Consider the following 17,791-nt stretch of genomic DNA (forward strand, 5'->3'; position numbering starts at 1 on the left):
AGTGTGAGTGTGCCAGGAAGAAAAAAAGATAACCGGGGAGAATGTCAAAAAAATGAAATACAGTTTCGGATGAAATTAATCCGCGCCGAAATGATTACTTACGCAGAATAATATTTCTGCAATGGGGCCTTACCTAAGGGGATTATTAATCTCACTCAACTTTACCCGAACTTTATTAAATTTGACGTCACTATACCTTTCTGAAACCAGTTTCAGCGTAACCGTGTGACACTTGGACAAGCCAGCGCTGACGCGGTGTTAAAGCCATTCTGGAAAAGTTCCGGTACTCGCCTGAATGTTTTGTGACAGAGTGCAAATTCAGAGCCACAAAACCCAGACATAACTTGCAATAGTTCTCTTTCTGGCCGACCTTATAGCTATTAATTACGAAGCGCAAAAAAAATAAATTCTCTCGTTCCCCACAGTGAAGTGAAAACTATGTTGATTCCGTCTAAATTAAGTCGCCCGGTTCGTCTTGACCATACAGTGGTCCGCGAGCGTCTGCTGGCTAAACTTTCCGGCGCGCATAATTTCCGACTGGCGCTGGTTACGAGCCCTGCAGGTTATGGAAAAACTACGCTCATTTCGCAATGGGCCGCAGGTAAGAGCGACCTTGGCTGGTACTCCCTTGATGAGGGCGATAACCAGCAAGAGCGTTTTGCCAGCTATCTGATTGCCGCCATTCAGCAGGCAACCAACGGACACTGCGTCGCCAGTGAGGTCATGGTGCAAAAGCGCCAGTACGCCAGTCTGTCTTCCCTTTTCTCACAGCTGTTTATCGAACTGGCCGAATGGCATCGCCCGCTGTACGTGGTGATTGATGATTATCATCTCATCACTAACCCGGTTATCCATGAATCGATGCGTTTCTTCCTGCGTCATCAGCCGGAAAACCTGACCCTGGTCGTGCTGTCGCGTAACCTGCCACAACTGGGCATTGCCAACCTGCGCGTGCGCGATCAGCTGCTGGAAGTCGGCAGCCAGCAGCTGGCCTTTACCCATCAGGAAGCCAAACAGTTCTTTGACTGTCGACTGAACTCGCCAATTGAGGCCTCCGAAAGCAGCCGCCTGTGTGATGATGTCGCCGGCTGGGCGACGGCGCTGCAGCTGATTGCCCTCTCTGCCCGGCAAAATAACAGCCCGACGCACCAGTCTGCGCGTCGCCTGGCGGGGATTAACGCGAGCCATCTTTCTGATTATCTCGTCGACGAAGTGCTGAACAGCGTTGATCCGTCGACCCGAAATTTCCTGCTCAAAAGTTCTCTGCTGCGTTCCATGAACGACGCGCTGATCGTGCGCGTGACCGGCTGTGAAAACGGTCAGCTGCAGCTGGAAGAGATTGAGCGCCAGGGCCTGTTCCTGACCCGAATGGACGATCCCGGCGAGTGGTTCAGCTATCACCCACTGTTCGGCAGCTTCCTGCGCCAGCGCTGTCAGTGGGAGCTTGCGACGGAACTGCCGGAAATCCATCGCGCCGCCGCCGAAAGCTGGATGGCGCAAGGTTTCCCGAGCGAGGCGATTCACCACGCGCTTGCCGCCGGTGATGCCGGCATGCTGCGCGATATCCTCCTTAACCACGCATGGGGCTTGTTTAACCACAGCGAGCTGACGCTGCTTGAAGAGTCACTGAAAGCCCTGCCGTGGGAGAGCCTGCTGGAGAATCCGCGCCTGGTGCTGCTGCAGGCCTGGCTGATGCAGAGCCAGCATCGCTACAGTGAAGTAAATACCCTGCTGGCACGTGCCGAGCAGGAGATGGAAAGCGATATGGATGCCACCCTGCACGGCGAATTCAACGCCCTGCGGGCGCAGGTGGCGATTAACGACGGTGACCCGGAAGAGGCAGAGCGCCTGGCGATGGTTGCGCTGGATGAACTGCCGCTGGCCAATTTCTACAGCCGTATTGTGGCCACCTCGGTACACGGTGAAGTTCTGCACTGCAAAGGCGAGCTGACGCGCTCCCTTTCGCTCATGCAACAAACTGAACAGATGGCCCGCCGCCACGATGTCTGGCATTACGCGCTGTGGAGCCTGATCCAGCAAAGTGAAATTTTGTTTGCGCAGGGGTTCCTGCAGGCCGCCTGGGAAAATCAGGAAAAGGCCTTCCAGCTGATTCGTGAGCAGCATCTGGAACAGCTGCCGATGCACGAGTTCCTGCTGCGCATTCGTGCACAGCTCCTTTGGGCATGGTCGCGTCTGGATGAAGCGGAAAGCTGCGCCCGTCAGGGTGTGGACGTTCTCTCCAGCTTCCAGCCACAGCAGCAATTGCAGTGTCTGGCGCTGCTGGTTCAGTGCTCGCTGGCGCGTGGCGATCTTGATAACGCCCGCAACCACCTTAACCGTCTGGAAAACCTGCTCGGTAACGGTCAGTACCACAGCGACTGGGTGTCCAACGCCGATAAGGTGCGGGTGATTTACTGGCAGATGACCGGCGACAAAAAATCCGCCGCCAACTGGTTACGTCAGACCCCTAAACCGGAATTTGCCAACAACCACTTCCTGCAGAGCCAGTGGCGCAACATTGCCCGCGTCCAGATCCTGCTCGGTGAATTAGAACCTGCCGAAATCGTGCTGGAAGAGCTTAATGAAAACGCCCGCAGCCTGCGGCTGATGAGCGATCTCAACCGTAACCTGCTTCTGCTGAACCAGCTCTACTGGCAGGCGGGCCGCAAAAACGATGCCCAGCGCGTCCTGCTGGAAGCGCTGCAGCTGGCGAACCGCACCGGGTTTATCAGCCACTTTGTCATTGAAGGTGAAGTGATGGCCCAGCAGCTGCGACAGTTGATTCAACTCAATACGCTGCCAGAGCTGGATCAGCATCGTGCCCAGCGTATTCTGCGCGAGATTAACCAGCACCATCGCCATAAGTTTGCACACTTTGATGAGAACTTCGTTGAACGTCTGCTGAACCATCCGGAAGTACCGGAACTGATCCGCACCAGCCCGCTCACTCAGCGCGAATGGCAGGTGCTGGGGCTGATCTACTCAGGCTACAGCAACGAGCAGATCGCCGGTGAACTGGCGGTGGCGGCGACCACCATCAAAACCCATATCCGCAATCTCTATCAGAAGCTGGGCGTCGCCCATCGTCAGGATGCGGTGCAGCATGCACAGCAGCTGCTGAAGATGATGGGGTACGGCGTGTAATTCCGGTGCGCGTGGGTGCCCTCACCCGGCCTGTTTTGCAGAAACTAAAAACGGCAACCTTCGGTTGCCGTTTTGCTTTTACGTCAGCACAGTTCCAGCTGCAGATTATTATCCTTAATCACCTGCATCACGCCTGCCGGCGGCATCACGTCGGTATAAACCGCATCAACCATGCTGATGCTGCCCATATTCACCATCGCGTTACGGCCAAACTTGGAGTGGTCCACCACGAGCATAACGTGGCGTGAATTCTCAATAATCGCGCGCTTGGTGCGGACTTCATGATAATCAAACTCCAGCAGGGAGCCATCGCTGTCGATACCGCTGATCCCGAGAATGCCGAAATCGAGACGAAACTGAGAGATAAAGTCGAGCGTCGCTTCACCGATGATGCCGCCGTCGCGGCTGCGCAACTCGCCGCCCGCAAGAATGATGCGGAAATCGTCTTTCTGCATCAGGGTATTCGCGACATTCAGGTTATTGGTCACAACGCGCAGGTTTTCATGATCCAGCAGTGCATGGGCGACCGCTTCCGGCGTGGTGCCGATATCAATAAACAGCGTCGCCCCGTTAGGGATCTGGCTGGCGACTTTCCGCGCAATGCGCTCTTTCTCCGCCGTTTGCGTGGCTTTACGGTCATGCCATGAGGTGTTGACCGAGCTGGACGGCAGCGCCGCCCCGCCGTGGTGGCGCAGAATACGGTTTTGATCGGCAAGGTCGTTCAGGTCACGACGAATGGTCTGCGGGCTGACGGCAAACTGCTCGACCAGCTCTTCGGTGCTGACATATCCCTGTTTTTTAACCAGTTCGATAATGGCGTCATGACGTTGTGTTTGTTTCATCAATTATCCCTGAGAATTATGTTCGTTTTCGCGCATGGAGCGTGTCGGCAAACGCCATCGCCAGCCCAACGGCCAGCCCGGTGACGTGTGCACCATTGGCGATAGACATACCAAACAGATCAAACCATCCGGCAATTAGCCATATTAACGCAAAGGTTATTAACCCGCGTTGCAGATAGATGCCACTTTCAGGATCGCGCTCACCTCTGAGCCAGACGTAGCCCATCAGGGCATACACAACACCTGATAATCCGCCAAACCACGGGCCGCTGAATTTGTGCTGCACATAGCCACTCAACAGGGCACTGATGACGGTGATCACAATCAGCTTCCCGCTACCAAGACGCTTCTCGACGGCACCGCCAAGGTACCACCACCACAGCAGGTTAAAGAGAATATGCATCACCGAGAAGTGCATCAGCGCGTGGGTAAAATAGCGCCAGACGTCAACGTCCAGTGAAGGGTCATAGGGCCATGCCAGGGCGATCATGACGCTCTGGTCGCCGACCACGTTCATCATAATGAACACGATAATGCAGGCCGCCATCAGCAGCAGCGTAAACGGACCCGCGCGTTCGCGCACGGTGGCAAAGAAGGGAAAACGACGATAGTGCAGCCCGCTGCCCGTCTGGCCTGATTGCCAGCTTGCGGCCAGATAGCGCGGGTCGCCGGGGTTCTCAAGGAATCGCGCCAGCTCCTCATTTACCCTCGCGGCCTGGCTCTCGTCGGCCAGCCACACATCGGTCTGATGATGTTGCTGGATGGTCAGAATAACGCCCTGCGTCGCCATATAGTCGACAAACGCCTGGGCGACGCGCGGGTTGGTAAAAGAGGTGATCATCAACATGGGCAGCCGTCGCTTATTTCCACACAAAAGGGGACAGTATAGCGGTATCAGCGCTCAAACGCGTATTCAACTTCTGCCGGGAAATGACGATGCCAGGCATCGAAGCCGCCATCGACACTGTAAACCGCATCGTAGCCCTGCTGAAGCAGGTACTGCGCTGCACCTTTACTGCTGTTACCGTGGTAGCACATGACCATCACCGGCGTGTCGAAATCGTTATCGCGCATAAACGCGCCCAGGGAGTCGTTGGTCAGGTGGAACGCGCCTGGCGTGTGGCCCATCGCAAAGCTCTGTGGATCGCGGATGTCCACCAGCACAGCCGTTCCCTGGTGCATTTTCTGATGGGCTTCTTCTACGTTAATACATTCAAACTGATCCATGGTGCTCTCATCTTATATTCAGGTGTGGTGCGCTTCCTCTCACCCCACTCTCTCCTGAAGTGAGAAGGTTGGGCGAGGGCATCAAGCGGCACTATTTTACCCCGTAGTGTACGTCCTGGCGGCGGGTAAACGCCATTATGTTATCCATATCACTCTAAATTGTTTTTTTGATGTTACCAAAAGCGCGTTCCTTTGCTATTATGAGCGATATCGAACATTTCTGAGCTTTAACGAAAGTGCGTGAGGGTGTTATGGAAACCAAAGATCTGATTGTGATAGGCGGTGGCATCAACGGTGCCGGGATTGCGGCCGATGCTGCAGGACGCGGTTTATCCGTGCTGATGCTGGAAGCTAACGATCTCGCCTGCGCGACCTCGTCCGCCAGCTCCAAACTGATCCACGGTGGCCTGCGCTACCTGGAACACTACGAATTCCGCCTGGTCAGCGAAGCCCTGGCCGAACGTGAAGTGCTGCTGAAAATGGCCCCGCATCTGGCGATTCCGATGCGCTTTCGCCTGCCCCACCGCCCGCATCTGCGTCCGGCGTGGATGATTCGAATCGGTCTGTTTATGTACGATCATCTGGGCAAACGTACCAGCCTGCCAGGATCGACCGGTTTGCGTTTTGGCTCAGAATCGGTCCTTAAACCTGAAATCGTGCGCGGATTCGAATATTCCGACTGCTGGGTAGACGATGCGCGTCTGGTTCTTGCCAATGCGCAGATGGTGGTGAAAAAGGGCGGCGAGGTGAAAACCCGCACCCGCGCCACGGCTGCCCGTCGTGAAAACGGCCTGTGGATTGTTGAAGCGGAAGACGTGGATACCGGCGAGAAGTTCAGCTGGAAAGCGCGCGGCCTGGTAAACGCCACCGGTCCGTGGGTGAAACAGTTCTTTGATGAGGGAATGCACCTGCCTTCGCCGTACGGCATCCGCCTGATCAAAGGCAGCCACATTGTCGTGCCACGCGTGCATACCCAGAAGCAGGCCTATATCCTGCAAAACGAAGATAAACGTATCGTGTTTGTGATCCCGTGGATGGACGAGTTCTCCATCATCGGCACCACCGACGTGGAGTACAAAGGCGATCCGAAAAATGTCGAGATCGACGAAAGTGAAGTCAGCTACCTGCTGAAAGTGTATAACGCGCACTTCAAAAAACAGCTGGCACGCGATGACGTGGTCTGGACCTACTCCGGCGTGCGTCCGCTGTGTGATGACGAATCGGACTCACCACAGGCCATCACCCGCGACTATACGCTGGATATTCATGACGTGGACGGCCAGGCACCGTTGCTGTCGGTCTTTGGCGGCAAGCTCACTACCTATCGTAAGCTGGCCGAACACGCGCTGGAAAAACTGGTGCCGTACTACAAAGGCATTGGCCCGGCCTGGACTAAAGGTGCCGTATTGCCTGGCGGCGATATCGGGGATAACCGCGATGATTATGCCGCGAAACTACGCCGTCGCTACCCGTTCATCACCGAAGGGATGGCGCGTCACTACGCCCGTACCTACGGCAGTAATACGGAATGGATCCTGGGTGAAGCCAAAACGCTTGCCGACCTGGGTGAACATTTCGGTCACGAACTCTACGAAGCCGAACTGCGCTATCTGGTTGAGAACGAGTGGGTGCGCCGCCTGGATGATGCCATCTGGCGTCGTACCAAAGAAGGGATGTGGCTGGATGCCGAGCAGCAGTCGCGCGTGGCGCAGTGGCTGGCGCAGAACGCGGGAAAGCGTGAGCTGTCATTAGCATCGTGATGTAAAAAAGCCCGGTGGCGTTACGCTTCCCGGGCCTGCAGATCGCATAAGCCGGGTCAGGCGAAGCCGCCACCCGGCTCTGTTTTTTTATAACCGCACGGGATCAATATGCCAGATAGTTTCAGCATATTCTTTGATAGTACGGTCTGATGAGAAATACCCCATATTGGCGATGTTATGCATCGCGGCGCTGGTCCACTTCTCCTGCTGACGGTACAACTCGTCCACGTTGTCCTGGCAGTCGACATAGCTGCGGTAATCCGCCAGCACCTGATAGTGGTCACCAAAGTTAATCAGTGAATCGACCAGATCGCGATAGCGGCTCGGCTCTTCAGGGTTAAACACGCCTGTGGCGATTTGCGTCAACACCTGGCGCAGCTCTTCATCTTCTTCGTAGTACTCGCGCGGCGAGTAGCCCTTCCTGCGAAGCGCCTCCACCTCCTCCGTCGTGTTACCGAAGATAAAGATATTTTCTGCCCCGACATGCTCAAGCATCTCAACGTTCGCGCCATCCAGCGTACCGATGGTCAGTGCGCCATTCAGGGCAAACTTCATATTACTGGTGCCAGAGGCTTCCGTACCGGCCGTGGAAATCTGCTCAGACAGGTCCGCCGCCGGAATGATCAGCTGCGCCAGACTCACACTGTAGTTCGGGACAAAGACCACCTTCAGCTTGTCACCGATATCCGGATCGTTGTTGACCACCTTCGCCACATCATTGATGAGATGAATAATGTGCTTCGCCATGTAGTATGCCGACGCCGCCTTACCGGCAAAGATTTTCACCCGTGGCACCCAGTCGGCCGTTGGGTCGGCTTTGATGCGATTGTAGTGCGTGATGACGTGCAGCACGTTCATGAGCTGTCGCTTGTACTCATGGATACGCTTGATTTGCACATCAAACAACGCTTTCGGGTTGGCCACCACGTTCAGGTGCAGCGCAAGATACACCGACAGCCGCTTCTTGTTCAGAAGCTTGGCTTCACGCACGGCTTTGTTCACCGCCGGGAAATCCAGGTGCTGTTCAAGCTCGCCCAGCTGACTCAAATCGGTACGCCAGGTGCGGCCAATATGTTCGTCCAGGACGTCGGAGAGCGGCTGGTTAGCCAGCGCCAGCCAGCGACGCGGGGTAACACCGTTCGTCACGTTGCAAAAACGCGTCGGGAAGATCTTCGCGAAATCAGCAAACAGCGACTGCACCATCAGGTTCGAGTGCAGTCCGGAAACCCCGTTCACCTTGTGGCTGATCACCACCGCCAGCCAGGCCATACGCACGCGGCGACCGTTGGATTCATCAATGATTGAAGCCCGGCTCAGCAGGCCAGTATCGTTCGGATACTGCTCCTGCAGCGTCTTCAGGAAGTAGTCGTTAATCTCAAAGATAATCTGCAGATGGCGCGGCAAAATTTTACCGAGCATGTCGACCGGCCAGGTTTCCAGCGCTTCGCTCATCAGGGTGTGGTTGGTGTACGAGAAGACCTGGCAGGTCACTTCAAACGCATCATCCCAGCTGAACTTGTGCTCGTCGATCAGCAGACGCATAAGCTCGGGGATCGAAAGCACCGGGTGGGTGTCGTTGAGGTGAATCGCGGTTTTTTCCGCCAGATTACTGTAGGTTTTGTGCAGCTGATAGTGACGGCTCAGGATGTCCTGAATCGTCGCGGACACAAGGAAATACTCCTGACGCAGACGCAGTTCGCGTCCGGAATAGGTCGAGTCGTCCGGATAAAGTACGCGGGAGACGTTTTCAGAGTGGTTTTTATCTTCCACCGCCGCAAAATAGTCGCCCTGGTTGAATTTACCGAGATTGATTTCGCTACTGGCCTGGGCGCTCCACAGGCGCAGGGTATTGGTGGCATCGGTGTCGTAGCCGGGGATAATCTGGTCATAGGCCACGGCCAGGATCTCTTCCGTCTCAACCCAGCGGGATTTTTTTCCCTCCTGCTGAATACGGCCACCAAAGCGCACTTTGTAGCGCGTGTTGTGTCGTTTGAATTCCCACGGGTTGCCGTACTCAAGCCAGTAGTCCGGAGACTCTTTCTGTCGGCCTTCCACGATGTTCTGTTTGAACATACCGTAGTCGTAGCGAATCCCGTAGCCGCGGCCCGGCAGGGCCAGCGTCGCCAGCGAGTCCAGGAAACAGGCGGCCAGACGCCCCAGGCCGCCGTTACCGAGGCCCGGGTCGTTCTCTTCGTCAATCAGCTCTTCTAAATCTAACCCCATCTCTTCCAGTGCGGTTTTGACGTCGTCATAGATACCGAGCGACAACAGCGCATTGGACAGCGTGCGGCCAATCAAAAATTCCATCGACAGGTAATAAACCTGCCGCGTTTCCTGCGAGAGCTGGGCGCGGTTAGAGCGCAGCCAGCGTTCCACTAAGCGGTCACGCACGGCAAACAGCGTGGCGTTCAGCCACTCGTGTTTGTTGGCGATGACCGGGTCTTTCCCGATGGTGAACATCAGCTTATAGGCGATAGAGTGCTTTAACGCCTCAACGCTGAGCGTGGGTGAAGAATAGCTAAAAGGAGCATTCATATCAGTAACTTCGCCTCGTTACATCAAGCGTTGATAAAGGTCGCGGTATGACTGCGCCGCAACGTGCCAGCCAAAGTCCAGAGACATCGCCTGACGCTGAACGTAACGCCACAGAGATGGACGGGACCACAAGACGAAAGCACGCCGAATCGCCCGCAGCAGCGACCAGGCATTACTGTCCTCAAAGACAAACCCGCTGGCGATACCGTCCGCAAGGTTTTCCAGAGAACTGTCCGATACGGTATCCGCCAGCCCGCCGGTACGACGTACCAGCGGCAGCGTGCCGTATTTCAGGCCATAGAGCTGCGTCAGGCCACACGGTTCGAAACGGCTCGGCACCAGAATGACGTCAGCGCCGCCCATAATCCGGTGCGAAAACGCTTCGTGATAGCCAATCTGCACCCCTACCTGCCCGGGGTGTTCCGCCGCTGCCGCAAGGAAACCTTCCTGCAGCACCGGGTCGCCGGCACCGAGCAGCGCCAGTTGCCCCCCCTGCTCCAGTAAGCCCGGCAGCGCCTCCAGCACTAAATCCAGCCCTTTCTGGCTGGTCAGACGGCTGACGACGGCGAACAGCGGCACTTTATCGTTCACCTTCAGCCCCATCGCAATCTGCAGCTGGCGTTTGTTTTCCGCTTTGTCTTCCACGGAATCGCGGCCATAGCGTGCCGCCAGCAGAAGATCGGTCTCCGGATTCCAGATCTGCTCATCAACGCCGTTGAGGATCCCCGACAGGCGGCCCTCACGATGGCGCTGTCGCAGCAACCCTTCCAGACCGTTACCAAACTCCGGCTGGGTAATTTCCCGGGCGTAGGTCGGGCTCACGGCCGTAATGTGATCGGCGTAGTAGATGCCGGCTTTCAGGAACGAAATCTGCCCGTTAAACTCCAGCCCGTGCATGTTATAGAACGACCATGGCAGATCGATGTCATTCATGTGATGGGCATAGTACATGCCCTGATACGCCAGGTTGTGAACGGTAAAGACCGATTTCGCCGGGTGGCCGCGCGCCGCCAGATACGCCGGTGCAAGCCCGGCGTGCCAGTCGTGAGCGTGTACCACATTCGGGCGCCAGAACGGATCCAGCCCGGTTGCCATTTCAGCACCGACCCAGCCGAGCAGTGCGAAACGCAGCACGTTGTCGGTATAGGCGAACAGGTTCGTATCGTGATACGGGCTACCCGGTCGATCGTATAAATGCGGCGCATCAATCAGGTAAATGCCTACGCCATTGTAATGTCCAAACAGCAGGGTGATGCGGCCGGCGAAGGTTTCACGACGAGTGACCACCTTTGCATCTGGAATACCACGCCGGATATCCGGAAAAGCGGGCAACAGAACTCGGGTATCTACACCCCCGGCGATTTGCGCCGCAGGCAATGCGCCAAGAACATCCGCCAGACCGCCCGTTTTTAACAACGGGAACATCTCAGAACATACATGTAAAACCTGCATTATCGCTCCTGTTTGACCTGCAGCTTCCGCAACATTTCCCGTGTTACTAACACGATCCCCTCTTCCGAACGGTAGAAACGACGCGCGTCTTCTTCCGCATTTTCACCAATCACCATGCCTTCAGGTATGACGCAGGCACGGTCGATAACGCAACGGCGCAGACGGCATGAGCGTCCGACCCAGACATCCGGCAGCAGCACCGCCGAATCGATATTACAGAATGAGTTCACGCGCACGCGGGGGAACAGCACCGACTGCACCACCACCGACCCCGAGATAATGCATCCGCCGGACACCAGCGAGTTCAGCGTCATGCCGTGACTGCCGGAGCGGTCCTGAACGAATTTCGCCGGCGGCAGCGATTCCATGTGGGTACGGATTGGCCAGTTCTGGTCGTACATATCCAGTTCAGGCGTCACCGACGCGAGATCGAGGTTTGCCTTCCAGTAGGCCTCCAGCGTTCCGACGTCGCGCCAGTAAGGTTCAGCATTCGGATCAGACTGCACGCAGGACAACGGGAAGGGATGTGCATACGCCATGCCAGCTTTGGTAATTTTCGGAATGATATCTTTGCCGAAGTCGTGGCTGGAGTTTTCGTCTTTGTCGTCTTCTTCCAGCAGCGCGTAAAGATAATCGGCATCAAAGACATAGATCCCCATGCTGGCGAGCGATTTGGTATCGTCCCCTGGCATTGTCGGTGGGTTCGCCGGTTTTTCGACAAAATCGATAATCTTGTCGTCGGCGTCGACGTGCATCACCCCAAATGCCGTCGCCTCAGCAACAGGCACGGGCAGGCATGCCACGGTGCAACGCGCCCCTTTTTCGACGTGGTCGATCAGCATATGGGAGTAGTCTTGCTTGTAGATATGATCGCCCGCGAGGATCACGATGTATTCCGCGTTATAACGACGAATAATGTCGAGGTTTTGCGTCACCGCATCCGCCGTCCCGCGATACCAGTTCTCACCGTGAACGCGCTGCTGGGCAGGCAGAAGATCGACAAACTCATTCATCTCTTCACTGAAGAATGACCAGCCGCGCTGGATGTGCTGCACCAGAGTATGCGACTGATACTGCGTAATGACGCCAATGCGGCGAATGCCTGAGTTCAGGCAGTTGGAGAGCGCAAAGTCGATAATACGGAACTTACCACCAAAGTGGACGGCAGGTTTGGCGCGTTTGATGGTCAAATCTTTCAGACGAGTACCACGCCCGCCTGCGAGTATCAGGGCAACAGTTTTTAATGGTAGCTGGCGTGCCAACATTAAGGGATCGTTCTTCTCTAATCTAACCATGACTAACTCCTTTTTTATCATCTTTGGAATACGCACACTCCGTGCGCAGGCCCGTGCCAGACAGCCATTACTACCGGATTATCCGCTCCGGCAAATGGGGGAACAGCGCGCCATTCCCCGTCAGGTAAAACAATCTCAGCGACGTCATCCGTCGCGTTCAGCGTGACCAGCCACCTCTCCGAAAGCAGAATTTGCAGGCGTGGTACGCCGTGTTGCCACTCTTGCGCGCTTAAGGGTTGCGCGTCTTGATTCAGCCAGCGGACATTACCGTCGCCCTCTTCCCACCAGCGATCGGCGGTGAGCGCGGGAATTTGCTGGCGAAGATGGATCAGCGCAGCGGTAAAGTGAATCAACCCGCTGTTCGCTTCACCCCAGTCGAGCCAGGTCAACGTGTTGTCCTGGCAATACGCATTGTTGTTACCATGCTGACTGTGACCATGTTCATCGCCTGCCAGCAGCATCGGCGTGCCCTGCGACAATAACAGCGTTGTCAGCAGCGCATGCACGCTGGCGCGTCGCCGCTCGATAACATCAAGGCTTCCGCCTAACCCTTCTATACCATGATTGAAGCTATGGTTATTGTTAGTACCATCGCGATTCTCCTCACCGTTCGCTTCATTGTGTTTCTGATTGAAACAAACGCAGTCCCGGAGCGTAAAACCGTCGTGCGCCGTCAGCAGGTTGATCGTCGCAGACGGTCGTTTGCCATCGCGCTTAAAAAGATCGCTGGACCCGGCAAAGCGTCCGGCGAACTCACCCAGCGACAGATTCCGTTCCAGCCAGAAGCGGCGCGCGGCATCGCGATAGTGATCGTTCCACTCGGCAAACAGGGGCGGGAAATTCCCGACCTGATAACCCCCTTCACCGATGTCCCACGGCTCGGCAATGAGCTTCACCTGTGACAGCACCGGACAGTTTTTGATCGCTTCAAACAGCGGCGCCTGCTGGCTGAAGGCCGGCGTACGCCCCATAACGGGTGCCAGATCAAAACGAAAACCGTCGACGTGGAACGTGTCCACCCAGTACTTCAGGCATTCATACGCGAAATGCATGACCGCCGGGTGGCTGAGATTGAGCGTGTTACCGCAACCGGTCCAGTTGAAGTAATCGCCATCGTCCCTGATCCAATAATAGCTACGGTTATCAATTCCGCGCATGGAGAGCGTCGGTCCATCGAGATCGCTTTCCGCACTGTGGTTCAGCACCACGTCCAGAATGACCTCAATGCCTGCCGCATGAAGCGCCTTTACCGCATCACGAAACTCGTCCCGCGCCTTGTCCGGATGAGCGGCATAGCGGGGTTCGAGCGCAAACATCGCCAGCGGGTTGTAGCCCCAGTAGTTACTGAGCCCCAGCCGCTGCAGACGAGGTTCACTGGCAAAATGCGCGACGGGCAACAGCTCCAGGGCCGTGATCCCGAGGTGCTTAAGGTAGGCAATCATGGTCGGATGACCGAGCGCCTGGTAGGTGCCGCGCATCTCTTTCGGGATTGACGGATGCAGATACGTCAGCCCTTTAACATGCGCCTCGTAGATAACGGTGTTGCCCCACGGCGTGCGCGGCGGGGCATCGTCTTCCCAGTCGTAGAGATCGTTCACCACCACGCTTTTAGGCGCCACGGGGGCGCTGTCGCGGTGGTCGGGTTCACCGTAGCCGACATGGAAAATAGGGTCGTCTTTAAACTCGCCATCCACGCGGTGGGCACACGGATCGATCAGCAGCTTCGCCGGGTTAAACCAGTGCCCCTGCGCAGGTGCCCACGGGCCGTGTACGCGATAGCCGTAGTGCATTCCTGGCCGTCCCCCGGCCAGGTAGCCGTGCCAGGTATCTCCTGTGCGAGACGGCAGGTCGTAACGATGTTCATTACCCTCGCCGTCAAATACGCACAGTTCAACCCGCTCCGCATGGGCAGAAAAGAGCGTGAAATTCACCCCCTTTCCATCAAAACGTGCCCCGAGCGGTTCGGGTTTACCTGCCGTAAGCTGGGTCATTCCCCCTCCCGGATCAGCCAGATGGTGCTGAGCGGCGGTAGCGTAAGGCTCAGGGAATTCGGTCGCCCGTGGCTTTCAATGGCATCGCTTTGCACCAGACCACCGTTACCGGCATTGCTGCCGTGGTAGTGCGTGGAATCGGTATTCAGGATTTCACGCCACTTGCCGGCCTGGTTAATCCCGAAGCGATAATGATGGCGCGGTACAGGGGTAAAGTTGCTGGCGACGATAATTTCGTTGCCGGCTTTATCCCGTCGCACAAAGACAAACACCGAGCGCTCATGGTCATCCACCACCAGCCACTCGAAACCGTACGGGTCAAAATCAAGCTCATGCAGGGCTTTGTGGTGACGGTAGGTCAGGTTAAGGTCCCGCACCAGACGCTGTACGCCGTGGTGCCAGTTGTCGCCCCCTTCCAGCAGATGCCAGTCGAGGCTGGTGTCGTGGTTCCACTCGCGCCCCTGGGCGAACTCATTGCCCATAAACAGCAGTTTTTTACCCGGGAAGGCGAACATCCAGCCGTAGTAGGCACGCAGGTTGGCGAACTTCTGCCATGCATCGCCCGGCATGCGGTCGAGAATGGATTTTTTGCCATGCACCACTTCGTCATGCGACAGCGGCAGCATGAAGTTCTCGGTGTAGTTGTAGAGCAGCCCGAAGGTGAGTTTGTCATGGTGATACTGACGGTAGACGGGATCCAGCTTCATGTAGTCGAGCGTGTCGTGCATCCACCCCAGGTTCCATTTGTACCAGAACCCCAGTCCGCCGGTTGACGGTGGACGGGAGACGCCAGGGAAGTCGGTGGACTCTTCCGCCATCGTCACCGCACCTTCTACCTGCTCGCCGATAATACGGTTGGTGTTGCGCAGAAACTCAATCGCTTCCAGGTTTTCACGGCCGCCATACTCGTTCGGGATCCACTCGCCTTCTTTGCGGCTGTAGTCGCGGTAGATCATCGACGCCACGGCATCAACGCGCAGGGCATCAATGCCAAAGCGCTCAATCCAGTACAGCGCATTGCCCACGAGGTAGTTTGCCACTTCACGACGACCGTAGTTGTAGATCAGCGTGTTCCAGTCCTGGTGATAGCCTTCGCGCGGGTCGCTGTGCTCGTACAGCTTAGTGCCGTCAAACTCTGAAAGACTAAAATCATCGGACGGGAAATGGCCCGGCACCCAGTCGAGGATCACGTTTAACCCGGCGGCGTGCGCGGCATTGATAAAATAGCGGAAGTCATCGCGCGTGCCGAAGCGACGCGTCGGGGCATACATCCCGGTCGGCTGATAACCCCAGCTTCCGTCGAACGGGTGTTCATTAATTGGCAGCAGCTCAAGGTGGGTAAAGCCCATCCATTTCGCGTACGGAACCAGCTGGTCGGCAAGCTCCCGGTAGCTGAGCCAGAAGTTGTTATCGGTATGGCGACGCCAGGAACCGAGATGCACTTCGTAGACGGAAATTGGCGCATCAAAGCGGTTGGCCTGCTTGCGTTCTTCACTCTGGACAACTTTCTCCGGCAGGCCGCAAATCATTGACGCGGTTTCCGGACGCATTTGCGCTTCGAAGGCGTACGGGTCGGACTTAATACGCAGCTTGCCGTGCGCATCGATCATCTCGAATTTATACAGCTGGCCGTTGTGCGCGCCGGGGATAAACAGCTCCCAGATACCGCTTTCACGGCGCAGACGCATCGGGTGACGACGGCCATCCCAGTAGTTGAACTGGCCGACAACGGAGACTCGCTGGGCGTTAGGCGCCCACACGGCAAACCGCGTGCCGGTGATGCCATCCATCGTATCGGCATGGGCACCCAGCGTTTCATAAGGTCGCAGGTGGGTACCTTCAGACAGCAGCCACGCGTCCATCTCCTGTAAAAGAGGCCCAAAGCTGTAGGGATCATCGATGAGATTTTGCTGACCATGCCAGATAACGGCAAGCTGATAACGAAAAGGGTTTTTACGACGGGGCATTACGCCCGAAAAGAAGCCACGAGAATCGAGGCATTCCAGATTGCCGACCTTGCGGCCGGTTTTGGGTTCGATAACCCACACTTCTGTGGCATCCGGTAACAGTGCCCGGACTTCCAGCCCGGCCTCGGTACGGTGCATCCCCAGTACGGAAAAGGGGTCGGCAAAATGACCCGCAATAAGCGCATTAATCACGTCTCTATCCACACGATCGGACATGGTATTCATCCTGTTTTTTATGTCGTCCTTTTTTAGCGCCTGGGACGACTTTAATGTGACCTGAACGGGCATCCTCTCAGCCCCGTCCTAACCTCAGGTAAGAAATAACTCTTCCTTAAAGCATAGCCAACGCTCTAAATGACTCCTGATAAAAAATAAGACATATGCGTTTTACTCCATGTAGTACGCGGAAAAGGGGGTGAAAATCACCCCCGGGGTTTAACAAATTATTACGCCAGCTGGCGCAGCATGCGACGCAGCGGCTCGGCTGCGCCCCACAGAAGCTGGTCGCCGACGGTGAATGCAGAAAGGAACTCCGGCCCCATGTTCAGCTTACGCAGACGACCCACCGGGGTGGTCAGCGTGCCGGTGACGGCAGCCGGGGTCAATTCATGCATGGTGATGTCGCGATCGTTTGGAACCACTTTCGCCCACGGGTTGTGTGCAGCCAGCAGCTCTTCCACGGTCGGAATCGACACATCTTTTTTCAGTTTAATCGTGAAGGCCTGGCTGTGGCAGCGCAGCGCGCCGATACGTACGCACAGACCGTCAACTGGAATGGTGTTCGCGGTATTGAGTATTTTGTTGGTCTCAGCCTGACCTTTCCACTCTTCGCGGGTCTGGCCGTTATCCAGCTGTTTGTCGATCCACGGGATCAGACCACCGGCCAGCGGTACACCAAAGTTATCCACCGGCAGCTCGCCGCTGCGGGTCAGCTCGGTGACTTTACGCTCGATATCGAGAATAGCGGAGGCCGGATTTGCCAGCTCGGTCGCAACGCTGTGGTGCAACTGGCCCATCTGCGTCAGCAGCTCGCGCATATGACGCGCACCGCCGCCGGACGCGGCCTGGTAAGTCGCCACGGAGACCCACTCCACCAGGTCCTGTGCGAACAGGCCGCCGAGGGACATCAGCATCAGGCTGACGGTGCAGTTACCGCCGACAAAGGTTTTTACGCCGTTGTTCAGGCCGTCGGTGATGACGTCCTGGTTGACCGGGTCGAGAATGATGATGGCATCGTCTTTCATGCGCAGTGAAGACGCCGCATCAATCCAGTAGCCCTGCCAGCCGCTTTCACGCAGCTTTGGATAAATTTCGTTGGTATAATCGCCGCCCTGGCAAGTGACAATAATGTCGAGTGCCTTCAGCGCTTCCAGATCGAAAGCATCCTGCAACGTACCGGTGCTGCCGCCAAAAGAAGGTGCAGCCTGGCCGAGCTGGGAAGTGGAGAAGAAGACCGGGCGGATGGCGTCAAAATCGCGCTCTTCAACCATGCGTTGCATGAGAACAGAGCCGACCATACCGCGCCAGCCGATAAAACCAACGTTTTTCATAGCATTTTTTTCCTGCAGAGGGTGTGTG

Annotated in this window: 11 protein-coding genes; 2 read left to right on the forward strand and 9 right to left on the reverse strand. The window is 56.3% G+C overall.

The genetic code is table 11. From position 1 onward, the window contains the following. The first annotated feature begins 438 nt into the window (after window positions 1-438). Complete coding sequence (gene malT / locus BH714_RS13825; RefSeq protein ID WP_020884564.1) at window positions 439-3,144, forward strand: HTH-type transcriptional regulator MalT; 2,706 nt, start codon at window positions 439-441, stop codon at window positions 3,142-3,144. Window positions 3,145-3,227: 83 nt separating this feature from the next. On the opposite strand, the gene BH714_RS13830 is transcribed toward malT, so the two are convergent. Genes BH714_RS13830 through glpE form a run of 3 tightly spaced genes read right to left on the reverse strand, consistent with a single transcriptional unit; the run spans window position 3,228 to window position 5,213 of the window. Beyond that, window positions 3,228-3,986, reverse strand: coding sequence for a DeoR/GlpR family transcriptional regulator (locus BH714_RS13830; RefSeq protein WP_008503060.1), 759 nt, complete (start codon window positions 3,984-3,986; stop codon window positions 3,228-3,230). A 16-nt stretch (window positions 3,987-4,002) separates the two neighbouring features. Further along, entirely contained in the window at window positions 4,003-4,833 is an 831-nt protein-coding gene (glpG, locus tag BH714_RS13835) for a rhomboid family intramembrane serine protease GlpG (RefSeq protein WP_032679123.1), read from the reverse strand. 47 nt (window positions 4,834-4,880) lie between these two features. Then, entirely contained in the window at window positions 4,881-5,213 is a 333-nt protein-coding gene (gene glpE, locus BH714_RS13840; protein ID WP_020884562.1) for a thiosulfate sulfurtransferase GlpE, read from the reverse strand. Between the two features lie 251 nt (window positions 5,214-5,464). On the opposite strand from glpE, the gene glpD reads away from it, so the two are divergent. Beyond that, window positions 5,465-6,973 carry a glycerol-3-phosphate dehydrogenase gene (gene glpD, locus BH714_RS13850; RefSeq protein ID WP_025202849.1) on the forward strand — a complete coding sequence of 503 codons (1,509 nt, stop codon included), beginning with the start codon at window positions 5,465-5,467 and terminating at the stop codon, window positions 6,971-6,973. An 87-nt stretch (window positions 6,974-7,060) separates the two neighbouring features. Here the strand turns inward: glpD and glgP are convergent, their stop codons facing one another. The 6 genes from glgP to asd all read right to left on the reverse strand — a co-directional run bounded on the left by glgP (window position 7,061) and on the right by asd (window position 17,763). Beyond that, window positions 7,061-9,508, reverse strand: coding sequence for a glycogen phosphorylase (glgP, locus tag BH714_RS13855; protein ID WP_014171981.1), 2,448 nt, complete (start codon window positions 9,506-9,508; stop codon window positions 7,061-7,063). 18 nt (window positions 9,509-9,526) lie between these two features. Beyond that, a complete protein-coding gene (glgA, locus tag BH714_RS13860) occupies window positions 9,527-10,960 on the reverse strand; it encodes a glycogen synthase GlgA (protein WP_014171982.1) in 1,434 nt (477 codons plus the stop codon). Continuing rightward, window positions 10,960-12,255: a glucose-1-phosphate adenylyltransferase gene (gene glgC, locus BH714_RS13865; protein WP_020884559.1), complete on the reverse strand. Its 1,296-nt coding sequence runs from the start codon at window positions 12,253-12,255 to the stop codon at window positions 10,960-10,962. Before glgC ends, glgA begins: the two co-directional genes overlap by 1 nt. Window positions 12,256-12,272: 17 nt before the next feature. Beyond that, window positions 12,273-14,246, reverse strand: a complete 1,974-nt coding sequence (gene glgX, locus BH714_RS13870; protein WP_040018217.1) for a glycogen debranching protein GlgX — start codon at window positions 14,244-14,246, stop codon at window positions 12,273-12,275. Beyond that, window positions 14,243-16,429 carry a 1,4-alpha-glucan branching enzyme gene (gene glgB / locus BH714_RS13875; RefSeq protein ID WP_020884557.1) on the reverse strand — a complete coding sequence of 729 codons (2,187 nt, stop codon included), beginning with the start codon at window positions 16,427-16,429 and terminating at the stop codon, window positions 14,243-14,245. The genes glgX and glgB overlap by 4 nt, the downstream gene beginning before the upstream one ends. Before the next feature lie 230 nt (window positions 16,430-16,659). Next, window positions 16,660-17,763: an aspartate-semialdehyde dehydrogenase gene (gene asd / locus BH714_RS13880; RefSeq protein ID WP_040018218.1), complete on the reverse strand. Its 1,104-nt coding sequence runs from the start codon at window positions 17,761-17,763 to the stop codon at window positions 16,660-16,662. Between the last annotated feature and the right edge of the window lie 28 nt (window positions 17,764-17,791).

Source organism: Enterobacter ludwigii, assembly GCF_001750725.1.
GTDB classification, from domain to species: Bacteria; Pseudomonadota; Gammaproteobacteria; order Enterobacterales; family Enterobacteriaceae; genus Enterobacter; species Enterobacter ludwigii.

Coding starts and splice junctions, on each gene's coding strand:
- malT (WP_020884564.1), top strand. CDS start 439: ATGTTGATTCCGTCTAAATTAAGTCGCCCGGTTCGTCTTGACCATACA.
- BH714_RS13830 (WP_008503060.1), bottom strand. CDS start 3,986: ATGAAACAAACACAACGTCATGACGCCATTATCGAACTGGTTAAAAAA.
- glpG (WP_032679123.1), bottom strand. CDS start 4,833: ATGTTGATGATCACCTCTTTTACCAACCCGCGCGTCGCCCAGGCGTTT.
- glpE (WP_020884562.1), bottom strand. CDS start 5,213: ATGGATCAGTTTGAATGTATTAACGTAGAAGAAGCCCATCAGAAAATG.
- glpD (WP_025202849.1), top strand. CDS start 5,465: ATGGAAACCAAAGATCTGATTGTGATAGGCGGTGGCATCAACGGTGCC.
- glgP (WP_014171981.1), bottom strand. CDS start 9,508: ATGAATGCTCCTTTTAGCTATTCTTCACCCACGCTCAGCGTTGAGGCG.
- glgA (WP_014171982.1), bottom strand. CDS start 10,960: ATGCAGGTTTTACATGTATGTTCTGAGATGTTCCCGTTGTTAAAAACG.
- glgC (WP_020884559.1), bottom strand. CDS start 12,255: ATGGTTAGATTAGAGAAGAACGATCCCTTAATGTTGGCACGCCAGCTA.
- glgX (WP_040018217.1), bottom strand. CDS start 14,246: ATGACCCAGCTTACGGCAGGTAAACCCGAACCGCTCGGGGCACGTTTT.
- glgB (WP_020884557.1), bottom strand. CDS start 16,429: ATGTCCGATCGTGTGGATAGAGACGTGATTAATGCGCTTATTGCGGGT.
- asd (WP_040018218.1), bottom strand. CDS start 17,763: ATGAAAAACGTTGGTTTTATCGGCTGGCGCGGTATGGTCGGCTCTGTT.